Consider the following 22,278-nt stretch of genomic DNA (forward strand, 5'->3'; position numbering starts at 1 on the left):
TTTTTCCTTGTTCATTTTTTGGTGGCTGAGCAAATCGAAATGAAAATCCGACCTGCTCAACCGTTACAGAGTTCGCTAAATTTTCTGTCCACGTAGTCTCAAACTATTTGAAACCACAAATACACTACTGAACGCCATCGCACCTGCGGCAAGCATCGGGTTCAAATATCCAAGCGCGGCGGCTGGGATGAGCACCACGTTGTAAATGAACGCCCAGAATAGATTCTGCTTGATGGTCGAAAGTGTCTTGCGCGATAGATTGATCGCACGCGCAACGCCACGCAGGTCGCCGCTCATCAAAGTCACAGGCGCGGCAGCCATTGCCACATCCGTGCCTGTGCCGATCGCAAGGCCCACATCCGCCTGTGCAAGTGCGGGGGCATCATTCACACCGTCACCCACCATGGCAACGATGTTTTTGATCTGCGGTTCACCATTTTCGATCTGGCCCTGGAGTTTTTTAACTTCCAACGATTTGCCTTCGGGCAATACTTCAGCCAAGACCATATCAATACCAACTTGTTTCGCGATCGCATCCGCCGTCTTCTGATTGTCGCCTGTGATCATTGCGACCTTCAACCCCATTTTGTGCAGTTCTGCGATTGCATCCTTTGAACTATCCTTGATCGTATCGGCCACTGCAATAATTCCTGCGGCAACATGATCAACCGCAACAAGCATGGCCGTCTTCGCTTCAGATTGAAGACGCGACACTTCGGATTCGAGTCCGCCCAACTGGATTCCACGCGCCTCGAACATTCTCATGTTCCCGACAATCACGCTTCTTCCATCGACTTCAGCCTGCACGCCATGCCCAGCCTCTGCTTTAAAACCAGTGGGTTCCACCAAATTCAACCCGCGAGTTGTTGCCTCCGCCCAAATCGATTCACCCAGTGGATGCTCACTCCCCCTCTCCACAGACGCAGCAAGGCGGAGAAGTTCATCACTGGTAATTTGTATTTGGGGATTGGTAATTATGTCTGTAACCGCAGGCTGCCCTTTTGTAATAGTTCCAGTTTTGTCCAGCACAACCACTGAAACTTTCCCTGCACGTTCCAACGCTTCACTGTTCCTAAAAAGCACACCCATCTCGGCACCTTTGCCGGTACCAACCATAACTGCAGTCGGTGTGGCAAGTCCCATCGCGCACGGACAGGCAATGACCAGCACAGCGACCATGTAAATGAGGGCACGTGTGAAGTTATCAATATCAGAGTTGATCGGCAGGGTGGGTCCGAAAAAGTACCAGCCTGCAAAAGTCAATGCGGCAATACTAATTACGATCGGAACAAAGATCGCAGAGACCTGGTCAGCCAGTTTTTGGATCGGCGCCTTGCTTCCCTGCGCATCTTCCACCAGCTTGATGATCTGAGCCAGCGCAGTTTCGCGGCCAACCTTTGTCGCTTCGAATTTCAGCAATCCGAGCTTGTTGAGCGTTGCGCCGATGATCGGGTCGCCGGGCTTCTTTTCGACTGGGAGCGATTCACCCGTCAGCATGGATTCGTCAATTGCGCTGCGGCCTTCGATGACAACTCCATCCACAGGAATCTTCTCGCCAGGTTTGACGAGGATCATATCTCCGACACGGACATCGTCAATTGAGACCTCAGCCTCCACCCCGTCACGAATGACGCGTGCGGTCTTGGCGCGTAATCCCATCAGTTTCTTGATCGCTTCAGAGGTGCGTCCCTTGGCACGGGCTTCGAGGAATTTTCCAAGTTTGATCAGGGTGATGATCACGGCCGCCGTCTCATAGTAAACGTGCCCCATGAGCAGACCAAACGTGATCGGCAATGAATAGAAGAAGGCAGCAGATGAGCCCATTACGATAAGCACATCCATGTTCGCAGATTTGTTTCTCAGTGCCTTGAATGCGCCCACATAATACTGCCAGCCAACATAGAACTGAACGGGCAGCGCAAGTACCAGCATTAACCATCCGAACCACGGCTGGGCGTCACGCATGCCTTCCATGGTTGTGCCTGTGTAGAAAAAGTCAGGGAGCAGCCCAAAGTCCTTGCCCATCGAGAGCAGGAAGAGCGGAACTGTAAAGATCAAACCGATAATGAGCAATCGACGCTGTTCGTTGATCTCATGCTCACGTGCCATTGCCTCGGCATCTTCCGCTTCCCCACCGAGCTCCATCGCCTCGAACCCGGCAGCAGCCACGGCACGGCGCAATTCCGCCTGTGTGACGATGGTTGGAATATATTTCACACGCGCTTTTTCAGTGGTGAACGTAACCTGTGCTTCCAGCACGCCTTCAAGTTTGGCGAGGGCCTTCTCAAGGCGGCGCGCATCGTTGTCATCAGAAAGACGTTTGATGATCAAGTCCGCTTCGCCGGTGGCCACACCATAGCCCGCACGATTTACACGTGCAATGACATCGGTCAACCCGAGTTTGGCAGAGTCAAAATCCACAGTGGCGCGCTCGGAGGACAGGTTCACCACCGCGCTTTGCATGCCATCCAGCTTTTTGAGATTGCGCTCCACCGTTGCGACACAGTTTGCGCAGGTCATGCCAGTAATTGGTAAAGTTAATTGCTTCGTATCAGTCATTTTCAACTTCCTATAACAAGGTCACGCCTGAAAGCTGCGTGACCGAAAACACTATAAAGTGAGCAATCCTTCAGCAGGATAATTGATCTCTGCGAGCAAGGCTTTGATCGCCTGCTCGTTGGCGGGCGCATCGAATGTGATGGTCACCTTTTTGGAATCGATCTCCGCTTTTACAGACTGCACGCCCTGCAAATCAGACACTTCGGTCTCGATCGTGTGGGTGCAATGTCCGCAGGAAATCGCAGGGACGGTATAAGTAACTGTGGTCATGGTTTTATTTCTCCTTGGTTGTATGTTTTTATTTTTATTTCACTGGCAGCCTCAATACGGCGATAAACACCGCCTGCCAGATTAGCAAACGAATTAAACTTTTGTAGACATCTCGAATACTTCAGTAATTTCCTTCAAAACGCGCTCGCGTTCCTTTTTGTCACTGCCCTGGATCGCGGTGATAACGCACGAATTCAAATGGTCTTCCAGTATTCTGGAGCTGACTTTATTGAGCGCCGCTTCGATCGCCTGTATCTGGCGGATCACATCAATACAATAGGCGTCCTCTTCCACCATGCGGATCACTCCGCGCAGATGGCCCTCAACGGTCTTCAGTCTTCGAATTGTGCTGTCGTTTTCCATGGTTACCTCTAACTTCCAGATAAGGTCTGTTGCTTTTCTCTTACCCCCCCCAGGGGGGTGGGGTGAACTAATAATAAACTTTGACCCAGATCCTGTCAAGGACAAAAATCACTTCTAAAATATGTAAATCATTTGTCCTCATCAATACAAGCATAGACATATTTTTGCTACGGAGTTGCCGTATTAGTTGGAGATGGAGTCGCAACAAGAGTCTGAGTTGCCTGTGGTGTCAGAGTCATAAATCCATGCTGATAGTTCAGTTGATTGATACTCCATTTGCTCTTCATGTATGTGAGGATAAAGTTAATTTCCCAATCTGCCAGCCCGTTTTTGAACGCTGGCATGTACATGGGCTTATCCAAGCTACGCCCCTCTTTGATGATCTGGAGAAGATCCTGTTCAGAATATTGCCAGGCTTTCCCATTTCCATCCAAGGGCGGCGGAAGATGTGAACCATCTGCCAATTCCACCTGCCAGGCGGGGTTGCCAGCCAAATCTGAGCCGTGACATTGTGCACAATGGTGTTGATAAAGCCATTCACCGCCTCGGATATGCGCAGGAGCAAGAGTCACCGCACACACCACGGGTGTATATGTTGGCCCTGCCAGAATTTGTGCGCTGATCGGCATGCCATTCCGTAGCAAATAGCGAAGATCCTCGCTCATTTCACCAGGCGGAGTGCCGTGCGGCCAGCTCATAACGGCATATCCGCTGCGGTCGATCACTGTTATAAATCCAGAATGATCCACGCTGTAGTTTTCACTTGATTCCGAGTTGTTTATTTTATAGTAGACGTTAAACGCAGCTGTGATCAGGTCGATCTCCTCACGGGTTCCCGTCGCCCCGATAAAACCTGCATCAAACATTTGCACATACCGGCCGAGTTTTTCGGGTGTATCACGAGCCGGGTCTACGGAGACAAAAACAACCTGTACCTGTGCTGCTTCTTCAGGGGATAAATTACCAAGCGTCAGTTTTAGATTTGCCAACGAGGTGGGGCAAACATCCGGGCAGGAAGTGTAGCCAAAGTACAACAAGGTGATCTTCCCCTGATAATCACTAAGACGCACAGGGCCTGAAGCCGAACGCAGAACGATCTCAGCCGCCAGCTTTGGCTCCTGAAACACCGAACCATGGAATTGATACAACGCAAAGCGCTGGTAGCTCCAGATACTCGCGGAGGACAGCAGGAGAATGACAATCAGGGTAGCAAGGTTTTTTTTCATAAGATCCTTTTAAGCACGAATAAGAAACAATATACTCAAAACGTATCATTCCTTCTTTGATGCGGCGCAAAGAGGATTCTGTGCAATTTACAAGGATTGGTCTTATTTCCAGGGGTAAAATAGAAAGATGGAAATTTCAATAAAAGATCTGAAACAGGTCGTCGTCTTTCAAAATGCGACAGATGACGACCTGCGCCTTATTCTGCAAAACAGCATTACCCGCTCGGTCGAAGAAGGCGGTTTTTTCTTCTTTCAAGGAGATTCGGCTGAATATCTTTACGTGCTCGCCAGCGGACAGGTCAAATTAATGCAGGCGAATCCCAATGGTCAACAGGTGAATCTGCGGACCATTTACCCGTGGCAGATGTTCGGCGCTTTGGGAGCTGTCCGCGCGGAGGCGAGTTACCCCGCCAGCGCACAAACCCTGGAGGATAGCACCGCGCTCGCAATTCACAGCAAGTTCCTGCATTCCATGCTGGAAACCCGCCCATATCTTTCCTTCGACCTGATGAACCTAATGACTGCTTATATTCAAGAAATGCAGGCTCGCTACAGGGAACTGGCTACGGAACGCGTTGAGCAGAGGGTGGCCAATGCGCTGATCCGCCTGGCAGGGCAGGCAGGAATCAGGTCCGAAAAAGATGCGGCAATCGAGTTATCCTTTTCCAGACAGGATGTGGCCGAGATGACCGGATCCACGCTATTTACGGTCAGTCGGTTATTCAGTGAATGGGAGCGGCAGGGGATCATAAAAACGGGCAGGGAACGAATAAGGATTTTGAAACCACACGAACTGGTAAGAATTGCGGATGGAGTGTAGGGACACAGCGGCGCTGTGTCCCTACTGCTTATTTGCGCTAGCGCAAAGACAACTCGGAGAAAGGTGATATTCTATATCCATCATGGAAGACAATTCGAGACTTTTGAAAACCAGTGTGGAAGATATTTTGAAATCCTCCCCCAAGGCAGCCAGGCTCTTTCTGGATTGGCATGCCGCCTGTGTGGGCTGCGGTTTTGCGCGGTTTTGCAGGTTGGAAGATGTGATCAACACCTATCAACTTGACGAAAAAAAATTCCTTGAAGACCTGCCCAAATACAACATTCAAATACTTTAATAAGGAGCACAAAATGAAAAAATTCTCTAAATTTCTGGTCTTAACAATTCTGCTTGGTCTTTTCATCGCCGCCTGCACAGGCACAAGCTTCCAACCTGTTGACAAGGAATATGTATTGACCACTGACCTGCGGGAAGGCAGACTGGTCTTTCTTGGCGTCAGCGACGAGATCAACGGGATCGAAAACCCCACTCTGAGCGCCGTCCCTGGTTCAACCATCACGGTCACATTAATCAACGGTGGAGAAGGGCAACATGACATCACTTTTCCCGAAGTCAACGTAAGCACCGATGTGGTAAAGGAAAAGGGCGAGGAAGCCTCGGTCACATTTGCTGTATCCACCGTACATGGAGAAATGGAATATTTTGACAGTGTAGCCAACCATGCTGAATTGGGCATGCGAGGCATCTTAATGGTCAGCACGTCCGATGTGATGCCTGCGGCCGTTTCCTCCACCAGCAATGGCGACCCCGCCGTGCTTGCCGCCTTCCAAAAAGGCGCATGTGGAAGCTGCCATGGATCGATGGAATCCCCAACGCTGTTGGCGTGGTTGCGCCCAATCTTTCAAACCTCAGCATGGCCGCCGAGGAACACCTCAAGAGTGACGCCTACACCGGCGTAGCCACCACAGTTGAGGAATACATCCGCGAATCCATTCTCGACCCGAATTTGTTTATCGCCCCTACCTGCCCCACCGGCGCATGCGCACCCAATGTCATGCCCGCCGCACTGGCTGACACATTGACCGAAGACGAGCTCAACTCCATCGTTACCTATCTCAATGGATTACCCGCTGGAGCATACAGCACATCAGAAACCGAAGTTACCGCACCCCAGGCTCCCACCACCGGCGCAGACGTGGTACGCGACCCAGCCGACCTGCCCGCGCCGCTCGAACCCCGCGAACCGACCACCGTCGTGATCAATCTCGAGGCTGTGGAAGTGGAAGGCCAGCTTGCAGATGGAACCACATATACCTACTGGACATTCAACGGAGCAGTCCCCGGCCCATTCTTCCGCGTGCGCCTTGGTGATACCATCGAAGTCCACATGAAGAACAACACCTCCAGCACCATGAATCACTCCGTCGATTTTCACGCAGTCACAGGCCCAGGTGGCGGCGCAGTCATGACCCAAACTCAGCCGGGCAAGGAAAGCGTCTTCACTGCCAAGGCACTCAATGTCGGACTCTTCGTCTATCACTGCGCAACCCCGATGGTCGCAGACCATATCTCGAACGGCATGTATGGCCTCATCCTTGTTGAACCTGAAGGCGGCCTGCCCCCGGTGGATCGCGAGTTTTACGTCATGCAAGGTGAGTTATACACATCGGGCGCATTCGGCGAACAAGGCCATCAGATGTCCGATACCACCAAACTGCTGAATGAAGATCCTGAATATTTCGTCTTCAATGGTGCGGTCGGCGCGCTCACCACTCAAAAACCACTCAAAGCCAATGTCGGTGAAACCATACGCATCTTCTTCGGTGTAGGCGGACCCAACTTCACATCGTCCTTCCACGTCATCGGCGAGATCTTCGATCGGGTCTTCGACCAGGCCTCCCTCACCGGCGCACCGCTCACCGACGTGCAAACCACGCTTGTCCCACCCGGCGGTGCAACCATGGTCGAATTCAAACTCGAAGTACCGGGCAGCTTCATTCTTGTAGATCATGCCCTCTCAAGATTGCAGCGCGGGCTCGCAGGTTTCCTCATCGTTGAAGGCCCAGCCGCTCCCGAAATCTTTCTCGGCACCCCCTCCGCAGGAAGCGGACACTAAAACAGATCCACAAAACAGAAGCCCCGTCTTGATGACGGGGCTTTTCCATTATAATTTCGGGATGAAAAAACAAACGCTTCTTAACTTAACCATCAGCCTGATTCTGTTTCTATTTGCAGGCTGCTCCCCGAAAAAGAATCTCCCGACTCCAAACCCAAACGATTTAATTCGACAATCCGTCGCCGCCACCATTGCAGCGCTTCCAACTGCCGTTCCCAACATCCCGCCGACCGCATACCCATCCCCCACTCCCATTTCACTGGCAGGCGTCTTCTGCGAATATCAATTCTGTATCGGGCATCCCGCCAACATGGCGTTCTACGATCACATGGCGGCGTTAAGTCAACTCTCGCCAAGCGCCTACAACAACGGATTCCTCGCCGCGTACCAAATTCCCAGCGTGGTCATCAATCTGATCTGGCTGCAAGCCCCCGGCACATCTGACCCGCAATTCCTGCTCGATACCCTGCTCGACGATCAAGTGGATACCAGAACCGGCACCCTCGAAGTTAAACTCGTCCGTGGCATGAACGTGATGTATGGACCCATCACCACCACGATCAGCGAAGTGCCCTTCGGCAGCATCGCCGCCTGGACCTGCGGCGACCGTGTCTTTGCCTGGAAGGTCTACACCCCGCAGGCTGAAACAGCCGGTCCGCTTTTTGATGAGGCATTGGCGCGCTTTACATGCAACCAAAACTAATCGCTACATTATGACATCCACTCCATTGGAAGAAATCATCATCCGCCACACAACCCCGGAAGATCTGCCAGCGTTCCGCGAATTGCGGCTCAAAGCTCTTAAGGATCACCCCACTGCTTATGGCTCAGATTATGAAGAAGCCCTGCTCAAGCCATTAAGTTATTGGGAGGGAAGATTGGCCATAATTGAGAAAGAGCAAGCCATGTTCCTTGCCGAACACAACGGACAATTGATCGGCATGACAGGCATCTTTCGAAACATGACGAAAAAGAATCATCACAGCGCAAGCATCATCAGCGTTTATGTCAGGCCCGAATGGCGCGGGAAACATATTGCCGAAGCGTTGATCCGCACCTGTTTGGATTGGGCAATAAAACATGAAGTTGTTATCGTCAAACTGGCGGTTGTCACGAGCAATGCATCAGCCATCCGCAGTTATGAGCGCTGCGGATTCAAACTCTACGGCACTGACCCCAAGGCACTTTACATCGATGGCGTTTATTACGACGAACACTTAATGGCGCTGGAAATTCTACACCCCAAAAAAGAATGACCCATTAACTTCCTCAACAGGAAATCACTAGAAAATTTACGTTGTAGATCGTTGCTGGTCCGTGCACCGAGAGGAATTGCATGGTCTTATTATTCACGTAGGCGGCAGTCATATCTGTTGGAACTGTCACGATGGCAGAATCGATCGGGTTGACCATTTGCCACGCGGCAAAGGCACCCGATTTCTGCCACATGCCAGCATCGCCCCCAAACAGTTCCGCCGCCATTCCCGATGTCGGAGGACATGAGGAATGCCCGGGGCCACGGCCAACTTCCACAACCGTTTCGGGCAGGTCAACGATGGCGGGCTTCGCATCATCAGGAACAAGGTCAAGTAGGAGTTCAACTGCAGAAGGGCCTTCCACCACTGGCACAGGCGTAGCATCGCCCATTAGAATGGCAAGATTACCGCTGGCATACAACCACCCACCCGCGAGGGAAAGGATCAGGAAAATGGAGATACCGGCCAATATCCAGAACTTCTGATTCATTTTTTGAGCATCCTGTTCGGCCAGCTTCTTCAATTTCTGATAAATGACCGCTGCCTGTTCTTGTGGCATTCCAGATTGCATCAGCGTCAACTGGATCATCTTGGGCTTGTTTCCAAGCCGATACATACCCAGTGCGCGATTCCAAGCGTCCGCATCCGAAAGCATTTGGGTAGATGGCGGTATGGTTTTTTCTTCATGCGCCGCAGGTCTGGCTTTGTTCAAGATCGCAGAGAGACTAGCCGCCTCCACCCATCGGTTGTGAAGCTGGGCATCCGCAAATTCATATCGGTCGGGGATGTATTTCAAACGAACGAATCGTCCCCCATTTTCCACTTCAAACGATACCTGACAACGCGCACAGGATAAATAATCCGGCATGTCCGGCAGGTGTGTCACTTTCAAATTCGTCGCACCGCAAGCAGGGCAATGTCCGCTTTTTGCCCAGGCATCGGGCAAATCCCATTTGGGAGTTTGTGCTGTGGAAGAAGTGTTCTGATTGGTTCCCATGTTAATAAAATTTTATCCCGCCTGTTCATGATCTATCCTTACAAATCATCGACAGGCAAAATGCTAATTTGGGTGAGCCAGGTCTGAAATAATCACAAACCTTTCATCTTGGCTTCGTTCCACAAAATATCCATCTCTTCCAGCCTCATATCCGAAAGATTTCTTCCCTGCTTCTTCGCGCCTTGCTCCACGTAAGCAAAACGTTTCTTGAATTTCAAGTTCGTCCCACGCAACGCAGATTCCGCATCCACTTTACGCCAGCGCGCCAGGTTGACCAGCACAAAGAACAAATCACCCAACTCGGCAGTGACTTCATCAATATTCTGTGCCCGTTTGATCTCTTCGATCTCCTCGCGGACTTTATCCAGAACGCCTTCCACTTCGGGCCAGTCAAAACCAACACGCGCAGCGCGGTCTTGATATTCCTGCGCCTGGGTTAGCGCGGGCAATGCGGCAGAAACGCCATCCAGTAACCCCTTTTCCTGCTTTCCATCCTCCCCTTTTTCCTTTCGTTCCTTTTCCTTCAACTTTTCCCAGTTCTGCAAAACGCCATCCACCCCATCGAGTTTTACATCTCCAAACACATGCGGGTGACGGCGAACGATCTTGTCGTAAATGCCTTTCACAACCATGTTCATCGAAAACTCACCGGCCTCATTCGCGATCTGCGAATTCAACACGATTTGTAAAAGCAGATCACCGAATTCTTCACGCATTCCTTCGGGATCGTTCTCGTCCATGGTGGTCAAAGTTTCGTAGGATTCTTCGAGCAGATGCTTCCGCAGGGTTTGGTGTGTCTGCTCCTTGTCCCATGGGCAGCCATCCGGCGCGCGCAAATGCGCCACGATCTCCGCAAATGACTCGAAAGATGTCCCCTCCCCCAGCGACGGAATATACAAGCAGGTCTCTGGGGAAAATACACCAGCCCCAAAACTGCCCAATACTTCCTCTTTCATCTTATTGACGTCAACGACAAAAATACTGTGCCCGCGTGGATACACGGTCAACAATACGGTTCTAACCTGCAAAGCCAATTCGCTTGTATCGATTCCGGTCAGCAAAACGGGCATGTCAGGCGGAAATGGCGGTACATGCGCGGACGCGAGAGTCTGCGCTTCGAGCAGAGTCAGCTTCGAGGGCGGCGCGATGCGCAACGTCGTGAAGATGGAAGAGATCAGGTTGAAGTCCATGCTTATCTCCGTGGTTAAATGCGTAATCCGTAATTCGTAACTCGTAAATAATTACGGATTACGCATTACGGATTAACTGAAATCCCAGTAAAAGGATTAGCGTTTGGTGTAGGTCGGTGCCTTGCGGGCCTTCTTGAGACCTGGCTTTTTGCGTTCCTTCACGCGGGCATCACGGGTGAGCAGGCCCTTCTTGCGGAGGGCAGATGTCCATTCCGCATTGATGAGCTGGAGGGCGCGGGCAATACCGAGACGAACGGATTCGGTCTGGCCGGATGTGCCGCCGCCGTTAACCATGGCGCTTACATCGTATTTGCCAGCTTCCTGCCCCACTGCACCGAACGGGCGCATGATGTCTTCGACATCGCCCATACGGGTGAAGAAAGCTACGCCATCTTTTTCGTTCACGGTGAATTTTCCGTTGCCGGTCGTCAGGCGAACACGGGCCGTGCTTGCCTTGCGGCGACCAATACCTTCATAATATTGAGCCATATTCTCTTACCTCTTTTATTTCTTCGCCGCTTGCACTGCGTGCGGATGATCGGGGCCAGCATAGATCTTCAGGCGTTTGAGCACTGCACGACCCATGCGGTTGTGCGGGAGCATGCCCCATACGGCATCGCGCAGGGCGCGGTCGGGGTGTGTGGCGAGTTGATCCCGCAGGGAGATGCTCTTCAAGCCGCCCGGATAACCGGAGTGACTATAGTAGATCTTGCTTTCGAGCTTGCTGCTGGTGCGGGTACCGGTCACTGTAACCTTCTCGGTATTTACCACAACCACAAAATCTCCCATCTCCACACCAGGTGTGAAGGTTGGTTTATGTTTGCCAAGCAGAATGTGCGCAATGCTCGCGGCAAAGCGGCCCAAATTTTGCCCTTCGGCATCCAGCACAACCCAGTCGCGCTGAATTTCAGCGGCTTTCGGATAATATGTTTTCTGTTGCACTTTCGTCACTCCGTTTCATAATCTAGTCATGTGATCCATACGTTACTTCAACCAGCGTCAAGCCGTGCGCGGGAGCCAATCCGGATGAAAGTTTTCCCTGCTCATTTAAAGCATTGCGGACTTTTTCAAGCGAACATTTTCCCTGGGCGGCGGAAGCCTGTACAAAAACCAGCCTTCTTACCATGCGATATAAAAACGCATCTGCCCTGACTTCAAACTGCCACTCACCATCCGGCATTCTCTTCCATTCGGCTTTCGTCACCGTGCGTACCGTCGTCCCTTTCGGGGTCGTTGGTGAACCCATGGTGACAAAATCATGTGTGCCGAGGAAGATGTTTGCAGCCCGGTTGAGGACATCTTCATCCAGGGCGGGCCAAACCCGCCACAAAAATCTTTCCCGCAACGGGTCGCGGATCGTTCCACAAAATAACCTGTAGCGGTATTCGCGCGAGGCGGCGTCAAAGCGTGGGTGAAAATCGGCCGGGGCCGTGATCAGGCTTCTTATGACAAGATCAGAAGGAAGGTCCGCGTTGAGCGCACGAAGAAGTTTATCCTCCGTGTGTGCCCATTCGAAATCGAATGCGGCCACCTGTCCTGTCGCATGCACTCCCGTATCTGTTCTGCCAGCCATAACGATGGACTTATCAGACCATCCCAGTCTGCGGAGCGCTTTTTCCAGCTCGCCCTGCACTGTGCGGGAGTTTGCCTGTCTTTGACTTCCGGTAAAACCGGTGCCGTCATAGGCAAGGATCACTTTGTAACGTGCCATATAGCGATTAGCCTTTAGCAATTAGCTTTTGGCTGAACGCCGGATGTTTCTGCTATTCTTCAACCAATTCAAGGACAACCATTTCGGCGGCGTCGCCAAGTCGGGGTCCAAGTTTCGTCACACGGGTGTAACCACCGGGTCTGGTCGCAAAGCGGGGGGCAATCTCATCGAACAAACGCTTGATGAGTTGGTTATCACCCAGCTTGGTGATCGCCAGACGGCGCGCATTGAGCTTGTCCGAATCGCTGCCATTGGCGCTGTTGCGGGCAATGGTAATCAGGCGTTCGGCATCACCGCGAACCGCAGCAGCCTTGGCTTCCGTGGTCTTAATACGCTCGTGTATAAAAAGTTGTTTGATCAGGTTGCGCCTCAAGGCAATACGTGAGCTTTTGGTGCGTCCTAAAATATAACCTGCTACTGAATGTCTCATCTTCTAACTCTCCGAGGATGTGTCGTCTTTCATAAAGCCCTTTTCCTGCATCTTCTGGCGAAGCTCGTCGAGACTCTTTTCGCCGAAGTTGCGGATGGACATGACCGCGGTCTCGCCTTTTTCAAGGAGGTCGAGCACGTCACCAACATTGGTGATGCCAGTGCGCTTCAATGAGTTGAAGACACGCACGGACAGGTCGAGGGCTTCCACTGGCGTTTCGGCCAGTTCACTGCTCAAACGGCTGCCAGAGGATTCGCGCTCCACGGCCACCGCAAGCATTTCCTCGTTGATGCCAGCGACGTAACGCAGGTGATCGATGAGGATGCGGGCGGAGGAACTGAGGGCGCGTTCCGGCGAAATGGTGCCGTCTGTCCAGATTTCCAAAATCAATTTGTCGTAATTCGTGCTCTGACCCACACGGGCAGAGGATACTTCCCAATTCACCCGTTTTACCGGGCTGTAGATCGCATCCACAGGAAGCTCGCCAATGGGCATGTGCCCGGCACGTTCGTTGGCTGGGGAATAACCCCGGCCACGTTCCACTACGAATTCGATGTCGTGCTTGGTTTTTGCACCATCCACCGTGAAAAGATAGGTGTCAGGGTTGACGATCTCAACTTCGGCCGGGGTAACAATATCGGCCGCGGTGACCGTTCCTTCGCCGCGCACTTCAAGGTGCATACGAGCGCTGTCAACACCATCCATTTTGATGCGGATCTGTTTGACCTGCAGCATTACCTGGATGACATCTTCTCGCACGCCCGGGACGTCGCTAAACTCATGCAGAACATCCGCAAAACGTACGGATGTAATGGCGGTTCCTTCAAGAGAGGAAAGCAGGACGCGGCGCAGGGCATTGCCCAACGTCACACCATAACCGCCCTCCAGCGGACCAATTGTGAATTTGCCATAGTTCCGAGCTTCAGCTTCACGCTCGATTTTTGGCATAACCATGTTCGTGATGATACCAGTCACGGTTCACCTTTCCCTTTATATAATGCTCAAGGCTGGACACCAGCTTACAGTCCGGCCAGAGCGAAAATGGAAGATTAGCGTCTGGAATAGTATTCGACGATCAACTGCTCGTCGAGACTTCCGTCAATCTCAGCACGTTCTGGCATGCGAGCCAAGGTACCGGCCATCGCTTTGATATCACGATTAAGCCAACTGGGCGCATTGCGCTTTTCAGTGTAGGCGCTCAGGTCTTTGAAGTAGGTCAATTTGCCAGAGCCTTCACGCACACTAACAACGTCACCTTCGCTGAGGAGCATGGAAGGCACATCGGTGCGGCGACCATTCACAGTGAAATGACCATGGGCAACGAGCAAGCGAGCCTGTGAGCGGCTGGAAGCAAATCCAAGACGGAACACCACGTTATCAAGGCGGGATTCAAGGATCTGAAGCAGGGTCAAACCGGTAAGGCTGTGGCCGGTCTTAGCCGTATCATAATAGCGGCGGAACTGACGTTCCATCACGCCATAAATGCGACGGGCCTTCTGCTTGGCGCGCAACTGGCGGGCAAAGTCCGAAGCGCGTCCGGTACCCATACCCTTGCCTTTGCCACCACCACGACCTGCGGTGCGTCCATGCTGGCCGGGGGCGAAATCACGCTTTTCAAAGGAGCACTTGGGTGTAAAACAACGCTCGCCCTTAAGGAAAAGCTTCTCGCCTTCGCGCCTGCAAAGTTTACAAACTGGACTTAATGTTTTAGCCATATGGTAACAACCTCTTAATTACACGCGTCGCTTTTTCGGAGGACGGCAGCCGTTATGTGGCACCGGGGTGATATCCGAAATAGAGCGAACTTTCAAACCCATGGACTGGACGGCGCGAATTGCGTTCTCGCGACCGGGGCCGGGGCCTTTTACGAAAAGATCAACGTCCTGCAAACCCAGCTGTTGGGCAGCTTTTAAAGCCTGTTCAGCGGCGAGGCGGGCGGCAAAGGGTGTGCTCTTGCGAGAACCCTTGAAACCAGCGGAGCCAGCAGAACCCCAGGAAACCGTGTTGCCTTCAGTGTCGGTAACAGTAACGATCGTATTATTGAAGGAAGCAAAGATATGCACCTGTCCGTAGGACAGGGTACGCTTCCCTTTTTTGGCGCCCGATGGGCGACGGGTGGAACGAACACTCTGAGCCATTTTTATTTATACCTTTCGGACAGAATTACTTCTTGGTGCCCTTGCGACGACCACGACCGGCAACCGTTTTCTTGGTGCCCTTGCGAATGCGCGCGTTTGTGCGCGTGCGCTGGCCACGGACAGGCAGGTTACGGCGATGGCGCAAACCACGATAAGACCCGATTTCAATCAGGCGCTTAATGTTCAATTGAACTTCGCGGCGCAAATCGCCTTCAACCTTGAAATTTTTGGAAATATATTCGCGAATCGCGGCAACATCCGCTTCGCTTAAATCTTTGATGCGCGTATCAGGATTGACTTTGGTGTGAGCCAAAATCTTCTGAGCGCGTGTCGGGCCAATACCAAACAGGTAAGTCAGGCCAACTTCAACCCGCTTGTTGCGGGGCAGATCTACACCTTCAATTCTCGCCATAGGTCACCACACTAACCCTGTCTCTGCTTGTGTTTTGGATTTTCGCAAATGATGAAAATAACGCCTTTGCGCCGAATAATGCGGCACTTGGCACAACGCTTGCGAATGGAGGGTGATACTTTCATGAATTCAATCTCCTTGCTTGGGGTCATCTTTTCTGACGACCAAAGACTTAATTATACTGGTTGTTTTACGAACCGTCCATACTTTTTCGGTTGCCTGCTTGGTTACAGGACAGTCAGGATGAGGGGTTCTCCTTCGGTAACGGCAACTGTATGTTCGAAATGTGCCGTCAAAGACCCATCAGCAGAGACAACCGTCCATTGATCGGGCAAGACGCGGGTTTCATGCGTCCCAACGAGCACCATTGGTTCAAGTGCAATCGTCAGTCCCGGGCGAAGTTGAAATCCGGTTCCTGCGATACCGACGTTTGGTACCTGGGGACCTTCATGCATTTTTCTCCCGACGCCGTGACCTGTGTACTCGCGTGTTACGTGGAGACCATTGTCTTCCACATATTTTTGTATCGCTGCCGAAACATCACCTGTGCGGTTACCTTTGCGCATTTTATCAATGCCAGCGTACAACGCTCCTTCGGTGACTTCAAGCAGTTTTGCCGCCTGGGAAGAGATCTCCCCTACTCCGGCAGTGAAAGCGGAGTCTGCGACAAAGCCATTATGGATCGTGCCACAGTCAATCGAGACAATATCCCCTTCCTTCAACTTTCGTTTCGGGTGGGGAATTCCGTGCACCATTTCGTCATTGATACAAACGGTGATGGATGCAGGGTATGGCGGATGGCCGTAATCCTTGAACGGCGATACACATCCGTGTGACTTCAGCACCTCCTCAGCAGCCGCGTTGAGGTCGGCGGTCGTCACACCTGGTTGTAAAAGTTCTTTTACCGCGGCCAGAACGGTTGCATTGATATGCCCTGCTTCGCGCATGACCTTGATTTCCGCAGGGCTTTTGACCTTGATCTGGCGTTGCCAACTCATTGAATAAAACCTACTTCTCAGCGGAGCACTATTATTCTTCGCTCCGCACAATACCAAAATTATGTTTTCAAGGCAGCAAGTAGTTTCTGTGTTACCTGCTCAACGGCCTGGTCACCGTTAATCTCGACTAATTTACCTCTTGTCCGGTAGTACTCCACCAGCGGCATGGTCTGTTCGAGATAGACACGAATACGCTTCGTAACGGTTTCTTTTTTATCATCATCACGCTGGTACAACTCAGACCCATCGATGTCGCATACTCCGACTTTTACTGGAGGATTGAACGTCTCATGATAGATATGGCCACTTGCACGACATGTAAAACGTCCGCCAGTCCGTTCAATCAGGATATCTTCAGCAGCAGTAATATAAGGAACTTTGTCCACCTGACCACTGAACTCCGCGAGTGTCTTTTCGAGTGCATCAGCCTGAGCTGGTGTGCGCGGAAAGCCGTCGAGGATCGCACCGGACTTGCAGTCATCTCGTTTTAGGCGATCACGGATCATCTTGATAGTTACATCATCCGGTACCAGTTCGCCTTTATCCATATAGGATTTGGCGAGTTTGCCGAGGTCTGTTTGGTTTTTAAGGTTTTCGCGAAAGAGATCTCCTGAAGAGATATGTGCGAGGTTGGTGGAACGGGCCAAAATCTCGGCCTGGGTCCCCTTACCCACTCCAGGAGGTCCAAGCAGGACGATGAAGGTCGTCATTACAGCTCCTTAGCGGACCAGCAGTGAATCTTTATAGCCATGCAATTTGAGTTCTGCATCAATGTTTTGGAAGGTATCACGTACCACGCCCACAACGATGAGCAAACCTGAAGAGGAAACCAGGAACAATCCAGCCTGGGAACTAGCGGTGTTCAAACTCAATACCCGCAATAACAAACCTATTAAGAAAGGCATGATTGCAACTATCCCAAGGAACACAGCGCCAACCAATGTGATACGGCGCTGGACTGTGCTCAAATATTTTTGAGTAGGAGCACCAGTATGTACACCGGGAACGGTTGCGCCAACTTTTTTCAAATTCTCTCCATAGTTCTGCTGATCGAACAACACAGAAGTATAGAAAAATGTAAAAATCACAACCATGAAGAAGTAGAGGAGCCAATATCCCCAATTACTGGTGGTTGTGCTGGTAGCCCCAAAGAAGTTCTGTACATCGGTAAAGAACTTGGCAACACCTGCATTTTCGCTGCTGGTGAAGTAACTTGCAAGGATTGCTGGAAACTGTAAAATTGCGCTTGCAAAGATCAAGGGGATCATGCCTGACAAGTTCACCATCAAAGGCAGTGTACCTTTTACGGGCATGGACATGCGATTGCCCATTCGGCGTCCGGGGTACATAACGGGGACGTTCCGTCGGCCTTGTTGCACATAAACAATCGCAAACACTGTCAAAATGATGATCACGATGGTAAACAACAACATAAACCAGCGTGTACTTTCATCTGAAAGAAGAGAAACGAGATTCGCGGGCATTTGCGCAACGATACCTGCAAAAATAACCAGAGAAAGACCCTGTCCACGAATACCATATTCGGAGATCAACTCACCAAGCCAGATGGCAAACATCGTACCGGCCGTCATGGCAAGCAAAACCGTCAGCGATGTAAGCCACAAGTCAGCGCCAAAGCCGAACGGGAGAATCCTCTCGCCGACCGCCTGAAGGGATAGGGAATTGAAAATATTGATTTGACCGATTGCAGAAAGGGCAGCCATCGGCACGGCAAGATAGTAAGTCCACTTTTCCTGCCAGCGGCGAGCCTCTCGAGGATCCTCTTCCATTCTACGCTGCAGAGCTGGAATGATCGGGATCAACAACTGCAAAATAATTTGCGCTGTGATGTACGGATACACACCCATTGAAAGCAATGAGAAGTTTGAGACCGTACCACCAGAGAGCAGATCAAGAAAACCGAGGAAGCCCCCGCTGCCCGCAGATGATGCGCGGAATGCAGCCAAAACTTCAAAATTTACGCCAGGGGCGGGTACATTCGCCGCAAGCCGATACAACGCCAAAATTGCAAAGGTGATGATCAGTTTGCGTCGAATATCTTCCGATTTCCACAGGTAATGCCAGCCTGAAAAAGTGCTCTTCATGCAAAGTATCCTTTAATAGGGGTTAGGCGATCAGTTCGACCGAGCCGCCAGCCTTTTCGATCTTGGCTTTGGCGCCCGCGCTTACACGATGTGCCTTCACTTTGAGGGCCACGGTAATCTCACCGCGTCCCAGAACAACTGTCGGGTTACGTGAGTCGCGCAGGAGATGTGCCTGCTCAAGGGCTTCAGGATTCACATCAGCATTGGCCTGAAAGGCTTGTGAAAGTTGATCAAGGTTCACTTCATTATAGGAAACCTGATTTGGCGGGGTAAATCCTTCACCGCGGATAAATGGCAGGCGGCGGAAGAACGGCAGGTTACCGCCCTGACGATAAGCGTGACCGCCTTCGCCGGAGCGAGCACCAGCGCCTTTGGTACCACGACCGGCGGTTTTACCCTGCCCTGCTGAGATACCGCGTCCAACGCGCTTTCGATTCTTTTTTGACCCAACATTGGGTACGAGATCGTGAAGTTTCATATTCAACCTACTCTTCGATCTTGAGCAAATGAACGACCTTGTTCAACATACCACGAAGGGCGGGCGTATCCTTGTGCTCAACAGTTTGATGTAATCTGCGCAAGCCCAGTGCTTTAATAGTGGCTTTTTGATCCTTGGGAAAGCCAATATCGCTTTTCACCCAAGTCACGCGCAGGGTCTTTCCGGAAGTTGCTTGCTTAGGCATGTTGCTTCCTCCGTTCCCAGAAGGGCATTAATTCTTCCGTACGCTTGCCGCGGCGAGCCGCTTCATTTGCGGGAGAACGCAAGCCTTCCAGAGCGCCAAAGGTAGCCATAACCACGTTCAAAACGTTTGCGCTACCCATGGACTTGGTGAGAATGTCACGAACGCCAGCGAGTTCCAACACAGCGCGCACACCACCAGCGGCGATAACGCCAGTACCAGCGGAGGCGGGCTTGAGGAAGACTTTTGCGCCAGCCACCTTACCCAATGATTCGTGCGGAATGGTGGTGTTGGAGAGGTTCACTACACGCAAATCCTTGCGAGCGCGTTCAGAAGCTTTGCGCATGGCGTCAGGAACAGCATTCGCCTTCCCAGTGCCCATGCCGATGGTACCGTTCTTGTCACCAACGACAACTGTCACGCGGAAGCGAAAGCGACGACCACCCTTTACCACTTTTGCAACGCGGGCAATCTCAATAACACGCTCTTCAAAGGCGTCCTGTGTTTCAAATTGCTGCTTATCAGTAAATTGCTTTTCTGCCATATCTTTCTCCAGTAACGTAGCAACGAATTAATTCGCCGCTACAACTTCTAGAATTGCAAACCGCCTTCGCGGGCACCATCAGCAAGGGCTTTGACACGACCAACATAACGGAAACCGCCACGATCAAACACAATTGTGGAAATCCCTTTGGATTTGGCACGTTCCGCCACCGCCTTACCAATGGCCTTGGCCTGTTCGGTCTTTTTCATACCCTTTACCTGCTCGCGCAGATCCTTGTCCACTGTGGACGCGGAAACCAGGGTATTGCCTTCGTGATCGTCAATGATCTGGGCATAGATACCGGAAAGGCTCTTGAACACGTTCAAGCGCGGACGATCGGCAGTTCCATGTACATGCTTGCGAACGCGCACATGGCGGCGTTCACGAGCGAGAGAGCGACTCTTCTTAGCCATAGCTTACTTGGCTCCTTTTCCAGCTTTACCAGCTTTGCGGCGGACGCGTTCGCCCAGGTAGCGCAGACCCTTGCCATGGTACGGCTCAGGCGGGCGTACTTTGCGAATATTCGCAGCAATCTGACCGATTAATTCTTTATCAAAACCCGAAACTTTGATCTGACGGGTCTTTGCGTCCGTTTCAAATGTTACACCAGCCGGGGGTTCCATCTTGACCGGGTGTGAGTAACCAACAAACAGGGCGAGGTTCTTCCCTTCCATTTCAGCGCGGTAACCCACGCCTTCAACCTGGAGAACAACTTCAAAACCCTTGCTAACGCCGTGAATCATGTTTGCGATCACTGCGCGGACAGTACCATGCATGGCGCGTTCGGCGGGGTTTTCCGAATTGCGGGTAATGTTCAATTGATTGTTTTCCATTTTGATTCCAACCAAGCGGGAAAACGATCTCTTCAACTCACCCTTCGGGCCCTTCACGTGAACATCCAAACCGTTCACGTTCACCTGTACGCCGCCGGGAATATCAATAGGCAATCGACCAATGCGAGACACGATAAACCTCCTACCACACCTTGCAAATGATCTCGCCGCCCACGCCCAACTGTCGAGCGCGTACGCCGGTCATAACACCCTTGGGTGTGGAGATAATGGCAACGCCAATACCTGAAAGCACCCACGGAATGTCCGTCTTCTTGGTGTAGATGCGGCGGCCTGGTTTGCTTACACGTTCCAAACCAGAGAGCACTGCCTTACGCTGGCGACGTTCACCAACATACTTCAGCTTCACGCGCAGGACCTTCTGAGCCTCGCGTTCACCTTCCACCACTTCGAAACCTTCGAGAAAGCCTTCATCCTTGAGGATCTTGGCGATCTCTACTTTAATCTTTGAGTTGGGCATTGCAACCTGGGCATGGCCAGCCAGCACAGCATTGCGAATGCGGGTCAACATATCAGCGATCGGATCAGTAAATGACATGATCTTCCTCCACCTGGGGCTACCAGGATGCCTTTACGACGCCGGGGATTTTGCCCGTCAGAGCTAATTCACGGAAGCAAATGCGGCACAAGCCGAAGCGGCGGATAAAACCGCGTGGGCGTCCACAACGCTGACAACGATTGCGCACCTGAACAGCATGTTTGCGGCGCAGTTCTCGATATTGCATACATTTCTTTGCCATAGATTAAGCTTCCTTCTTGTTGCTGCTAAACGGCATTCCAAGCAATCGCAACAATGCGCGGGCGTGGTCATCATTCTGGGCAGAAGTCACAATTGTGATTTCCATACCGCGCAATTTGTCAATTTTGTCATACTCGATCTCAGGAAAAACCAATTGGTCCTTGAGACCCAGTGTGTAATTTCCACGACCATCAAATGCATTCGCCGAAACACCGCGAAAATCGCGTACACGCGGCAGGGCAATGTTAAAGAGACGGTCAATGAATGCCCACATACGAGGGCCACGCAAAGTTACCTTTGCACCGATAAGACGGCCTTCACGCAATTTGAAGTTCGCGATGCTTTTGCGAGCCTTGGTCTGCACAGGCTTCTGTGCGGAGATCTGCGTCAAGTCTGCGGTGGCAGCTTCAAGGGCCTTCGGGTTGTCCATCGCCTCGCCAAGGCCAATGTTCAAAACGACCTTTTCGATACGCGGCACCTGCATTACGTTCTTGAAACCGAACGACTTGAACAGGGCCGGGGCTACTTCCTTGTTATAGAGTTCTTGCATTCTGTTCATTTTATCTGCTCCACGGCCTAGTCAATCATGGCTTCACAGTTCTTGCAAACACGGTGAGCGCCGTCATCATCGCGTTGAATTCCAACACGAGTGGCTTCACTGCATTTGGGGCAAACCAGCATCACGTTCGAGATGTCGATCGGCCCTTCAAACTGGATCCTGCCCGGGTTCATTTGGCGGTTTCCAGCCTGCACCTGTTTCTGGTGCTTGGTGCGAATGTTCACACCCTGTACAACCACGCGTCGGTCATCGAGAATAACGTTGATGACTTCGCCGCGTTTGCCTTTGTCTTCAAGGCGGCCGCTGATTACTTCTACTGTATCGCCTTTTCGAATCTTTACTTTCATTCTTCGCTC

At 51.7% G+C, this 22,278-nt stretch carries 33 protein-coding genes; 6 read left to right on the forward strand and 27 right to left on the reverse strand.

Annotated elements, in window-relative coordinates; all coding sequences use genetic code 11:
* Positions 1–75: 75 nt before the first annotated feature.
* The 4 genes from IPI86_RS05005 to IPI86_RS05020 form a co-directional block, all read right to left on the reverse strand.
* Positions 76–2,559: a heavy metal translocating P-type ATPase gene (locus IPI86_RS05005; RefSeq protein WP_345296892.1), complete on the reverse strand. Its 2,484-nt coding sequence runs from the start codon at positions 2,557–2,559 to the stop codon at positions 76–78.
* 51 nt (positions 2,560–2,610) lie between these two features.
* Positions 2,611–2,829: a heavy-metal-associated domain-containing protein gene (locus IPI86_RS05010; protein ID WP_345296893.1), complete on the reverse strand. Its 219-nt coding sequence runs from the start codon at positions 2,827–2,829 to the stop codon at positions 2,611–2,613.
* Positions 2,830–2,922: 93 nt separating this feature from the next.
* Positions 2,923–3,192: a metal-sensitive transcriptional regulator gene (locus IPI86_RS05015; protein WP_345296894.1), complete on the reverse strand. Its 270-nt coding sequence runs from the start codon at positions 3,190–3,192 to the stop codon at positions 2,923–2,925.
* A 167-nt stretch (positions 3,193–3,359) separates the two neighbouring features.
* Positions 3,360–4,418, reverse strand: coding sequence for an SCO family protein (locus IPI86_RS05020; RefSeq protein ID WP_345296895.1), 1,059 nt, complete (start codon positions 4,416–4,418; stop codon positions 3,360–3,362).
* Positions 4,419–4,545: 127 nt separating this feature from the next.
* Here IPI86_RS05020 and IPI86_RS05025 point away from each other — a divergent pair, with 127 nt between their 5' ends.
* The 6 genes from IPI86_RS05025 to IPI86_RS05050 all read left to right on the forward strand — a co-directional run bounded on the left by IPI86_RS05025 (position 4,546) and on the right by IPI86_RS05050 (position 8,568).
* Positions 4,546–5,238, forward strand: coding sequence for a Crp/Fnr family transcriptional regulator (locus tag IPI86_RS05025; protein WP_345296896.1), 693 nt, complete (start codon positions 4,546–4,548; stop codon positions 5,236–5,238).
* Between the two features lie 103 nt (positions 5,239–5,341).
* The gene (locus IPI86_RS05030) at positions 5,342–5,533 is read left to right on the forward strand and encodes a hydrid cluster protein-associated redox disulfide domain protein (RefSeq protein ID WP_345296897.1); all 192 of its coding nucleotides are present in this window, start codon (positions 5,342–5,344) and stop codon (positions 5,531–5,533) included.
* Between the two features lie 13 nt (positions 5,534–5,546).
* The gene (locus tag IPI86_RS05035) at positions 5,547–6,155 is read left to right on the forward strand and encodes a cupredoxin domain-containing protein (protein WP_345296898.1); all 609 of its coding nucleotides are present in this window, start codon (positions 5,547–5,549) and stop codon (positions 6,153–6,155) included.
* Positions 6,044–7,312, forward strand: coding sequence for a copper-containing nitrite reductase (nirK, locus tag IPI86_RS05040; RefSeq protein WP_345296980.1), 1,269 nt, complete (start codon positions 6,044–6,046; stop codon positions 7,310–7,312). The genes IPI86_RS05035 and nirK overlap by 112 nt, the downstream gene beginning before the upstream one ends.
* Positions 7,313–7,373: 61 nt before the next feature.
* Complete coding sequence (locus IPI86_RS05045) at positions 7,374–8,015, forward strand: hypothetical protein (RefSeq protein WP_345296899.1); 642 nt, start codon at positions 7,374–7,376, stop codon at positions 8,013–8,015.
* Positions 8,016–8,025: 10 nt separating this feature from the next.
* Complete coding sequence (locus IPI86_RS05050) at positions 8,026–8,568, forward strand: GNAT family N-acetyltransferase (RefSeq protein WP_345296900.1); 543 nt, start codon at positions 8,026–8,028, stop codon at positions 8,566–8,568.
* 13 nt (positions 8,569–8,581) lie between these two features.
* On the opposite strand, the gene IPI86_RS05055 is transcribed toward IPI86_RS05050, so the two are convergent.
* The 23 genes from IPI86_RS05055 to rplX form a co-directional block, all read right to left on the reverse strand.
* Positions 8,582–9,565, reverse strand: a complete 984-nt coding sequence (locus tag IPI86_RS05055) for a hypothetical protein (RefSeq protein WP_345296901.1) — start codon at positions 9,563–9,565, stop codon at positions 8,582–8,584.
* A gap of 92 nt (positions 9,566–9,657) precedes the next feature.
* On the reverse strand, positions 9,658–10,755 hold the full coding sequence (mazG, locus tag IPI86_RS05060; protein ID WP_345296902.1) for a nucleoside triphosphate pyrophosphohydrolase: 1,098 nt from the start codon (positions 10,753–10,755) through the stop codon (positions 9,658–9,660).
* A gap of 96 nt (positions 10,756–10,851) precedes the next feature.
* Positions 10,852–11,244, reverse strand: coding sequence for a 30S ribosomal protein S9 (rpsI, locus tag IPI86_RS05065; RefSeq protein WP_345296903.1), 393 nt, complete (start codon positions 11,242–11,244; stop codon positions 10,852–10,854).
* A gap of 15 nt (positions 11,245–11,259) precedes the next feature.
* A complete protein-coding gene (rplM, locus tag IPI86_RS05070; RefSeq protein WP_345296904.1) occupies positions 11,260–11,697 on the reverse strand; it encodes a 50S ribosomal protein L13 in 438 nt (145 codons plus the stop codon).
* A gap of 22 nt (positions 11,698–11,719) precedes the next feature.
* A complete protein-coding gene (truA, locus tag IPI86_RS05075; protein ID WP_345296905.1) occupies positions 11,720–12,466 on the reverse strand; it encodes a tRNA pseudouridine(38-40) synthase TruA in 747 nt (248 codons plus the stop codon).
* A gap of 52 nt (positions 12,467–12,518) precedes the next feature.
* Positions 12,519–12,896: a 50S ribosomal protein L17 gene (gene rplQ, locus IPI86_RS05080; protein ID WP_345296906.1), complete on the reverse strand. Its 378-nt coding sequence runs from the start codon at positions 12,894–12,896 to the stop codon at positions 12,519–12,521.
* A gap of 3 nt (positions 12,897–12,899) precedes the next feature.
* On the reverse strand, positions 12,900–13,871 hold the full coding sequence (locus IPI86_RS05085; RefSeq protein WP_345296907.1) for a DNA-directed RNA polymerase subunit alpha: 972 nt from the start codon (positions 13,869–13,871) through the stop codon (positions 12,900–12,902).
* A 74-nt stretch (positions 13,872–13,945) separates the two neighbouring features.
* Positions 13,946–14,611, reverse strand: coding sequence for a 30S ribosomal protein S4 (gene rpsD / locus IPI86_RS05090; RefSeq protein WP_345296908.1), 666 nt, complete (start codon positions 14,609–14,611; stop codon positions 13,946–13,948).
* Between the two features lie 18 nt (positions 14,612–14,629).
* Positions 14,630–15,034 carry a 30S ribosomal protein S11 gene (gene rpsK, locus IPI86_RS05095; RefSeq protein WP_345296909.1) on the reverse strand — a complete coding sequence of 135 codons (405 nt, stop codon included), beginning with the start codon at positions 15,032–15,034 and terminating at the stop codon, positions 14,630–14,632.
* 25 nt (positions 15,035–15,059) lie between these two features.
* The gene (gene rpsM / locus IPI86_RS05100; RefSeq protein WP_345296910.1) at positions 15,060–15,446 is read right to left on the reverse strand and encodes a 30S ribosomal protein S13; all 387 of its coding nucleotides are present in this window, start codon (positions 15,444–15,446) and stop codon (positions 15,060–15,062) included.
* A gap of 11 nt (positions 15,447–15,457) precedes the next feature.
* Positions 15,458–15,571 (reverse strand): 50S ribosomal protein L36, encoded by a 114-nt coding sequence (rpmJ, locus tag IPI86_RS05105; protein WP_345296911.1) that lies wholly within the window; start codon positions 15,569–15,571, stop codon positions 15,458–15,460.
* A gap of 102 nt (positions 15,572–15,673) precedes the next feature.
* A complete protein-coding gene (map, locus tag IPI86_RS05110; RefSeq protein ID WP_345296912.1) occupies positions 15,674–16,444 on the reverse strand; it encodes a type I methionyl aminopeptidase in 771 nt (256 codons plus the stop codon).
* Positions 16,445–16,503: 59 nt separating this feature from the next.
* Positions 16,504–17,154 (reverse strand): adenylate kinase, encoded by a 651-nt coding sequence (locus IPI86_RS05115; protein ID WP_345296913.1) that lies wholly within the window; start codon positions 17,152–17,154, stop codon positions 16,504–16,506.
* 9 nt (positions 17,155–17,163) lie between these two features.
* A complete protein-coding gene (gene secY / locus IPI86_RS05120; RefSeq protein WP_345296914.1) occupies positions 17,164–18,549 on the reverse strand; it encodes a preprotein translocase subunit SecY in 1,386 nt (461 codons plus the stop codon).
* 22 nt (positions 18,550–18,571) lie between these two features.
* Positions 18,572–19,027: a 50S ribosomal protein L15 gene (gene rplO, locus IPI86_RS05125; RefSeq protein ID WP_345296915.1), complete on the reverse strand. Its 456-nt coding sequence runs from the start codon at positions 19,025–19,027 to the stop codon at positions 18,572–18,574.
* Between the two features lie 7 nt (positions 19,028–19,034).
* Entirely contained in the window at positions 19,035–19,232 is a 198-nt protein-coding gene (rpmD, locus tag IPI86_RS05130; RefSeq protein WP_345296916.1) for a 50S ribosomal protein L30, read from the reverse strand.
* Positions 19,225–19,773, reverse strand: a complete 549-nt coding sequence (gene rpsE / locus IPI86_RS05135; RefSeq protein WP_345296917.1) for a 30S ribosomal protein S5 — start codon at positions 19,771–19,773, stop codon at positions 19,225–19,227. Before rpsE ends, rpmD begins: the two co-directional genes overlap by 8 nt.
* Positions 19,774–19,820: 47 nt before the next feature.
* A complete protein-coding gene (gene rplR / locus IPI86_RS05140) occupies positions 19,821–20,186 on the reverse strand; it encodes a 50S ribosomal protein L18 (protein ID WP_345296918.1) in 366 nt (121 codons plus the stop codon).
* A 3-nt stretch (positions 20,187–20,189) separates the two neighbouring features.
* Complete coding sequence (rplF, locus tag IPI86_RS05145) at positions 20,190–20,738, reverse strand: 50S ribosomal protein L6 (RefSeq protein ID WP_345296919.1); 549 nt, start codon at positions 20,736–20,738, stop codon at positions 20,190–20,192.
* A gap of 10 nt (positions 20,739–20,748) precedes the next feature.
* Positions 20,749–21,162 carry a 30S ribosomal protein S8 gene (gene rpsH, locus IPI86_RS05150; protein WP_345296920.1) on the reverse strand — a complete coding sequence of 138 codons (414 nt, stop codon included), beginning with the start codon at positions 21,160–21,162 and terminating at the stop codon, positions 20,749–20,751.
* 19 nt (positions 21,163–21,181) lie between these two features.
* Complete coding sequence (locus tag IPI86_RS05155; protein ID WP_345296921.1) at positions 21,182–21,364, reverse strand: type Z 30S ribosomal protein S14; 183 nt, start codon at positions 21,362–21,364, stop codon at positions 21,182–21,184.
* A 3-nt stretch (positions 21,365–21,367) separates the two neighbouring features.
* Positions 21,368–21,922, reverse strand: coding sequence for a 50S ribosomal protein L5 (gene rplE / locus IPI86_RS05160; protein WP_345296922.1), 555 nt, complete (start codon positions 21,920–21,922; stop codon positions 21,368–21,370).
* A gap of 17 nt (positions 21,923–21,939) precedes the next feature.
* Positions 21,940–22,269: a 50S ribosomal protein L24 gene (gene rplX / locus IPI86_RS05165; protein ID WP_345296923.1), complete on the reverse strand. Its 330-nt coding sequence runs from the start codon at positions 22,267–22,269 to the stop codon at positions 21,940–21,942.
* Positions 22,270–22,278: the final 9 nt, after the last annotated feature.

Origin of the sequence: Candidatus Villigracilis affinis (genome assembly GCF_016705895.1) — a bacterium.
Taxonomy (GTDB): Bacteria; Chloroflexota; Anaerolineae; order Anaerolineales; family Villigracilaceae; genus Villigracilis; species Villigracilis affinis.

What these genes read in the sequence shown, in the direction of transcription:
- IPI86_RS05005 (WP_345296892.1), bottom strand. Translation starts at nt 2,559, where the DNA reads ATGACTGATACGAAGCAATTAACTTTACCAATTACTGGCATGACCTGC.
- IPI86_RS05010 (WP_345296893.1), bottom strand. Translation starts at nt 2,829, where the DNA reads ATGACCACAGTTACTTATACCGTCCCTGCGATTTCCTGCGGACATTGC.
- IPI86_RS05015 (WP_345296894.1), bottom strand. Translation starts at nt 3,192, where the DNA reads ATGGAAAACGACAGCACAATTCGAAGACTGAAGACCGTTGAGGGCCAT.
- IPI86_RS05020 (WP_345296895.1), bottom strand. Translation starts at nt 4,418, where the DNA reads ATGAAAAAAAACCTTGCTACCCTGATTGTCATTCTCCTGCTGTCCTCC.
- IPI86_RS05025 (WP_345296896.1), top strand. Translation starts at nt 4,546, where the DNA reads ATGGAAATTTCAATAAAAGATCTGAAACAGGTCGTCGTCTTTCAAAAT.
- IPI86_RS05035 (WP_345296898.1), top strand. Translation starts at nt 5,547, where the DNA reads ATGAAAAAATTCTCTAAATTTCTGGTCTTAACAATTCTGCTTGGTCTT.
- IPI86_RS05045 (WP_345296899.1), top strand. Translation starts at nt 7,374, where the DNA reads ATGAAAAAACAAACGCTTCTTAACTTAACCATCAGCCTGATTCTGTTT.
- IPI86_RS05050 (WP_345296900.1), top strand. Translation starts at nt 8,026, where the DNA reads ATGACATCCACTCCATTGGAAGAAATCATCATCCGCCACACAACCCCG.
- IPI86_RS05055 (WP_345296901.1), bottom strand. Translation starts at nt 9,565, where the DNA reads ATGGGAACCAATCAGAACACTTCTTCCACAGCACAAACTCCCAAATGG.
- mazG (WP_345296902.1), bottom strand. Translation starts at nt 10,755, where the DNA reads ATGGACTTCAACCTGATCTCTTCCATCTTCACGACGTTGCGCATCGCG.
- rpsI (WP_345296903.1), bottom strand. Translation starts at nt 11,244, where the DNA reads ATGGCTCAATATTATGAAGGTATTGGTCGCCGCAAGGCAAGCACGGCC.
- truA (WP_345296905.1), bottom strand. Translation starts at nt 12,466, where the DNA reads ATGGCACGTTACAAAGTGATCCTTGCCTATGACGGCACCGGTTTTACC.
- rplQ (WP_345296906.1), bottom strand. Translation starts at nt 12,896, where the DNA reads ATGAGACATTCAGTAGCAGGTTATATTTTAGGACGCACCAAAAGCTCA.
- rpsD (WP_345296908.1), bottom strand. Translation starts at nt 14,611, where the DNA reads ATGGCTAAAACATTAAGTCCAGTTTGTAAACTTTGCAGGCGCGAAGGC.
- rpsK (WP_345296909.1), bottom strand. Translation starts at nt 15,034, where the DNA reads ATGGCTCAGAGTGTTCGTTCCACCCGTCGCCCATCGGGCGCCAAAAAA.
- rpsM (WP_345296910.1), bottom strand. Translation starts at nt 15,446, where the DNA reads ATGGCGAGAATTGAAGGTGTAGATCTGCCCCGCAACAAGCGGGTTGAA.
- rpmJ (WP_345296911.1), bottom strand. Translation starts at nt 15,571, where the DNA reads ATGAAAGTATCACCCTCCATTCGCAAGCGTTGTGCCAAGTGCCGCATT.
- map (WP_345296912.1), bottom strand. Translation starts at nt 16,444, where the DNA reads ATGAGTTGGCAACGCCAGATCAAGGTCAAAAGCCCTGCGGAAATCAAG.
- IPI86_RS05115 (WP_345296913.1), bottom strand. Translation starts at nt 17,154, where the DNA reads ATGACGACCTTCATCGTCCTGCTTGGACCTCCTGGAGTGGGTAAGGGG.
- secY (WP_345296914.1), bottom strand. Translation starts at nt 18,549, where the DNA reads ATGAAGAGCACTTTTTCAGGCTGGCATTACCTGTGGAAATCGGAAGAT.
- rplO (WP_345296915.1), bottom strand. Translation starts at nt 19,027, where the DNA reads ATGAAACTTCACGATCTCGTACCCAATGTTGGGTCAAAAAAGAATCGA.
- rpmD (WP_345296916.1), bottom strand. Translation starts at nt 19,232, where the DNA reads ATGCCTAAGCAAGCAACTTCCGGAAAGACCCTGCGCGTGACTTGGGTG.
- rpsE (WP_345296917.1), bottom strand. Translation starts at nt 19,773, where the DNA reads ATGGCAGAAAAGCAATTTACTGATAAGCAGCAATTTGAAACACAGGAC.
- rplR (WP_345296918.1), bottom strand. Translation starts at nt 20,186, where the DNA reads ATGGCTAAGAAGAGTCGCTCTCTCGCTCGTGAACGCCGCCATGTGCGC.
- rpsH (WP_345296920.1), bottom strand. Translation starts at nt 21,162, where the DNA reads ATGTCATTTACTGATCCGATCGCTGATATGTTGACCCGCATTCGCAAT.
- IPI86_RS05155 (WP_345296921.1), bottom strand. Translation starts at nt 21,364, where the DNA reads ATGGCAAAGAAATGTATGCAATATCGAGAACTGCGCCGCAAACATGCT.
- rplE (WP_345296922.1), bottom strand. Translation starts at nt 21,922, where the DNA reads ATGAACAGAATGCAAGAACTCTATAACAAGGAAGTAGCCCCGGCCCTG.
- rplX (WP_345296923.1), bottom strand. Translation starts at nt 22,269, where the DNA reads ATGAAAGTAAAGATTCGAAAAGGCGATACAGTAGAAGTAATCAGCGGC.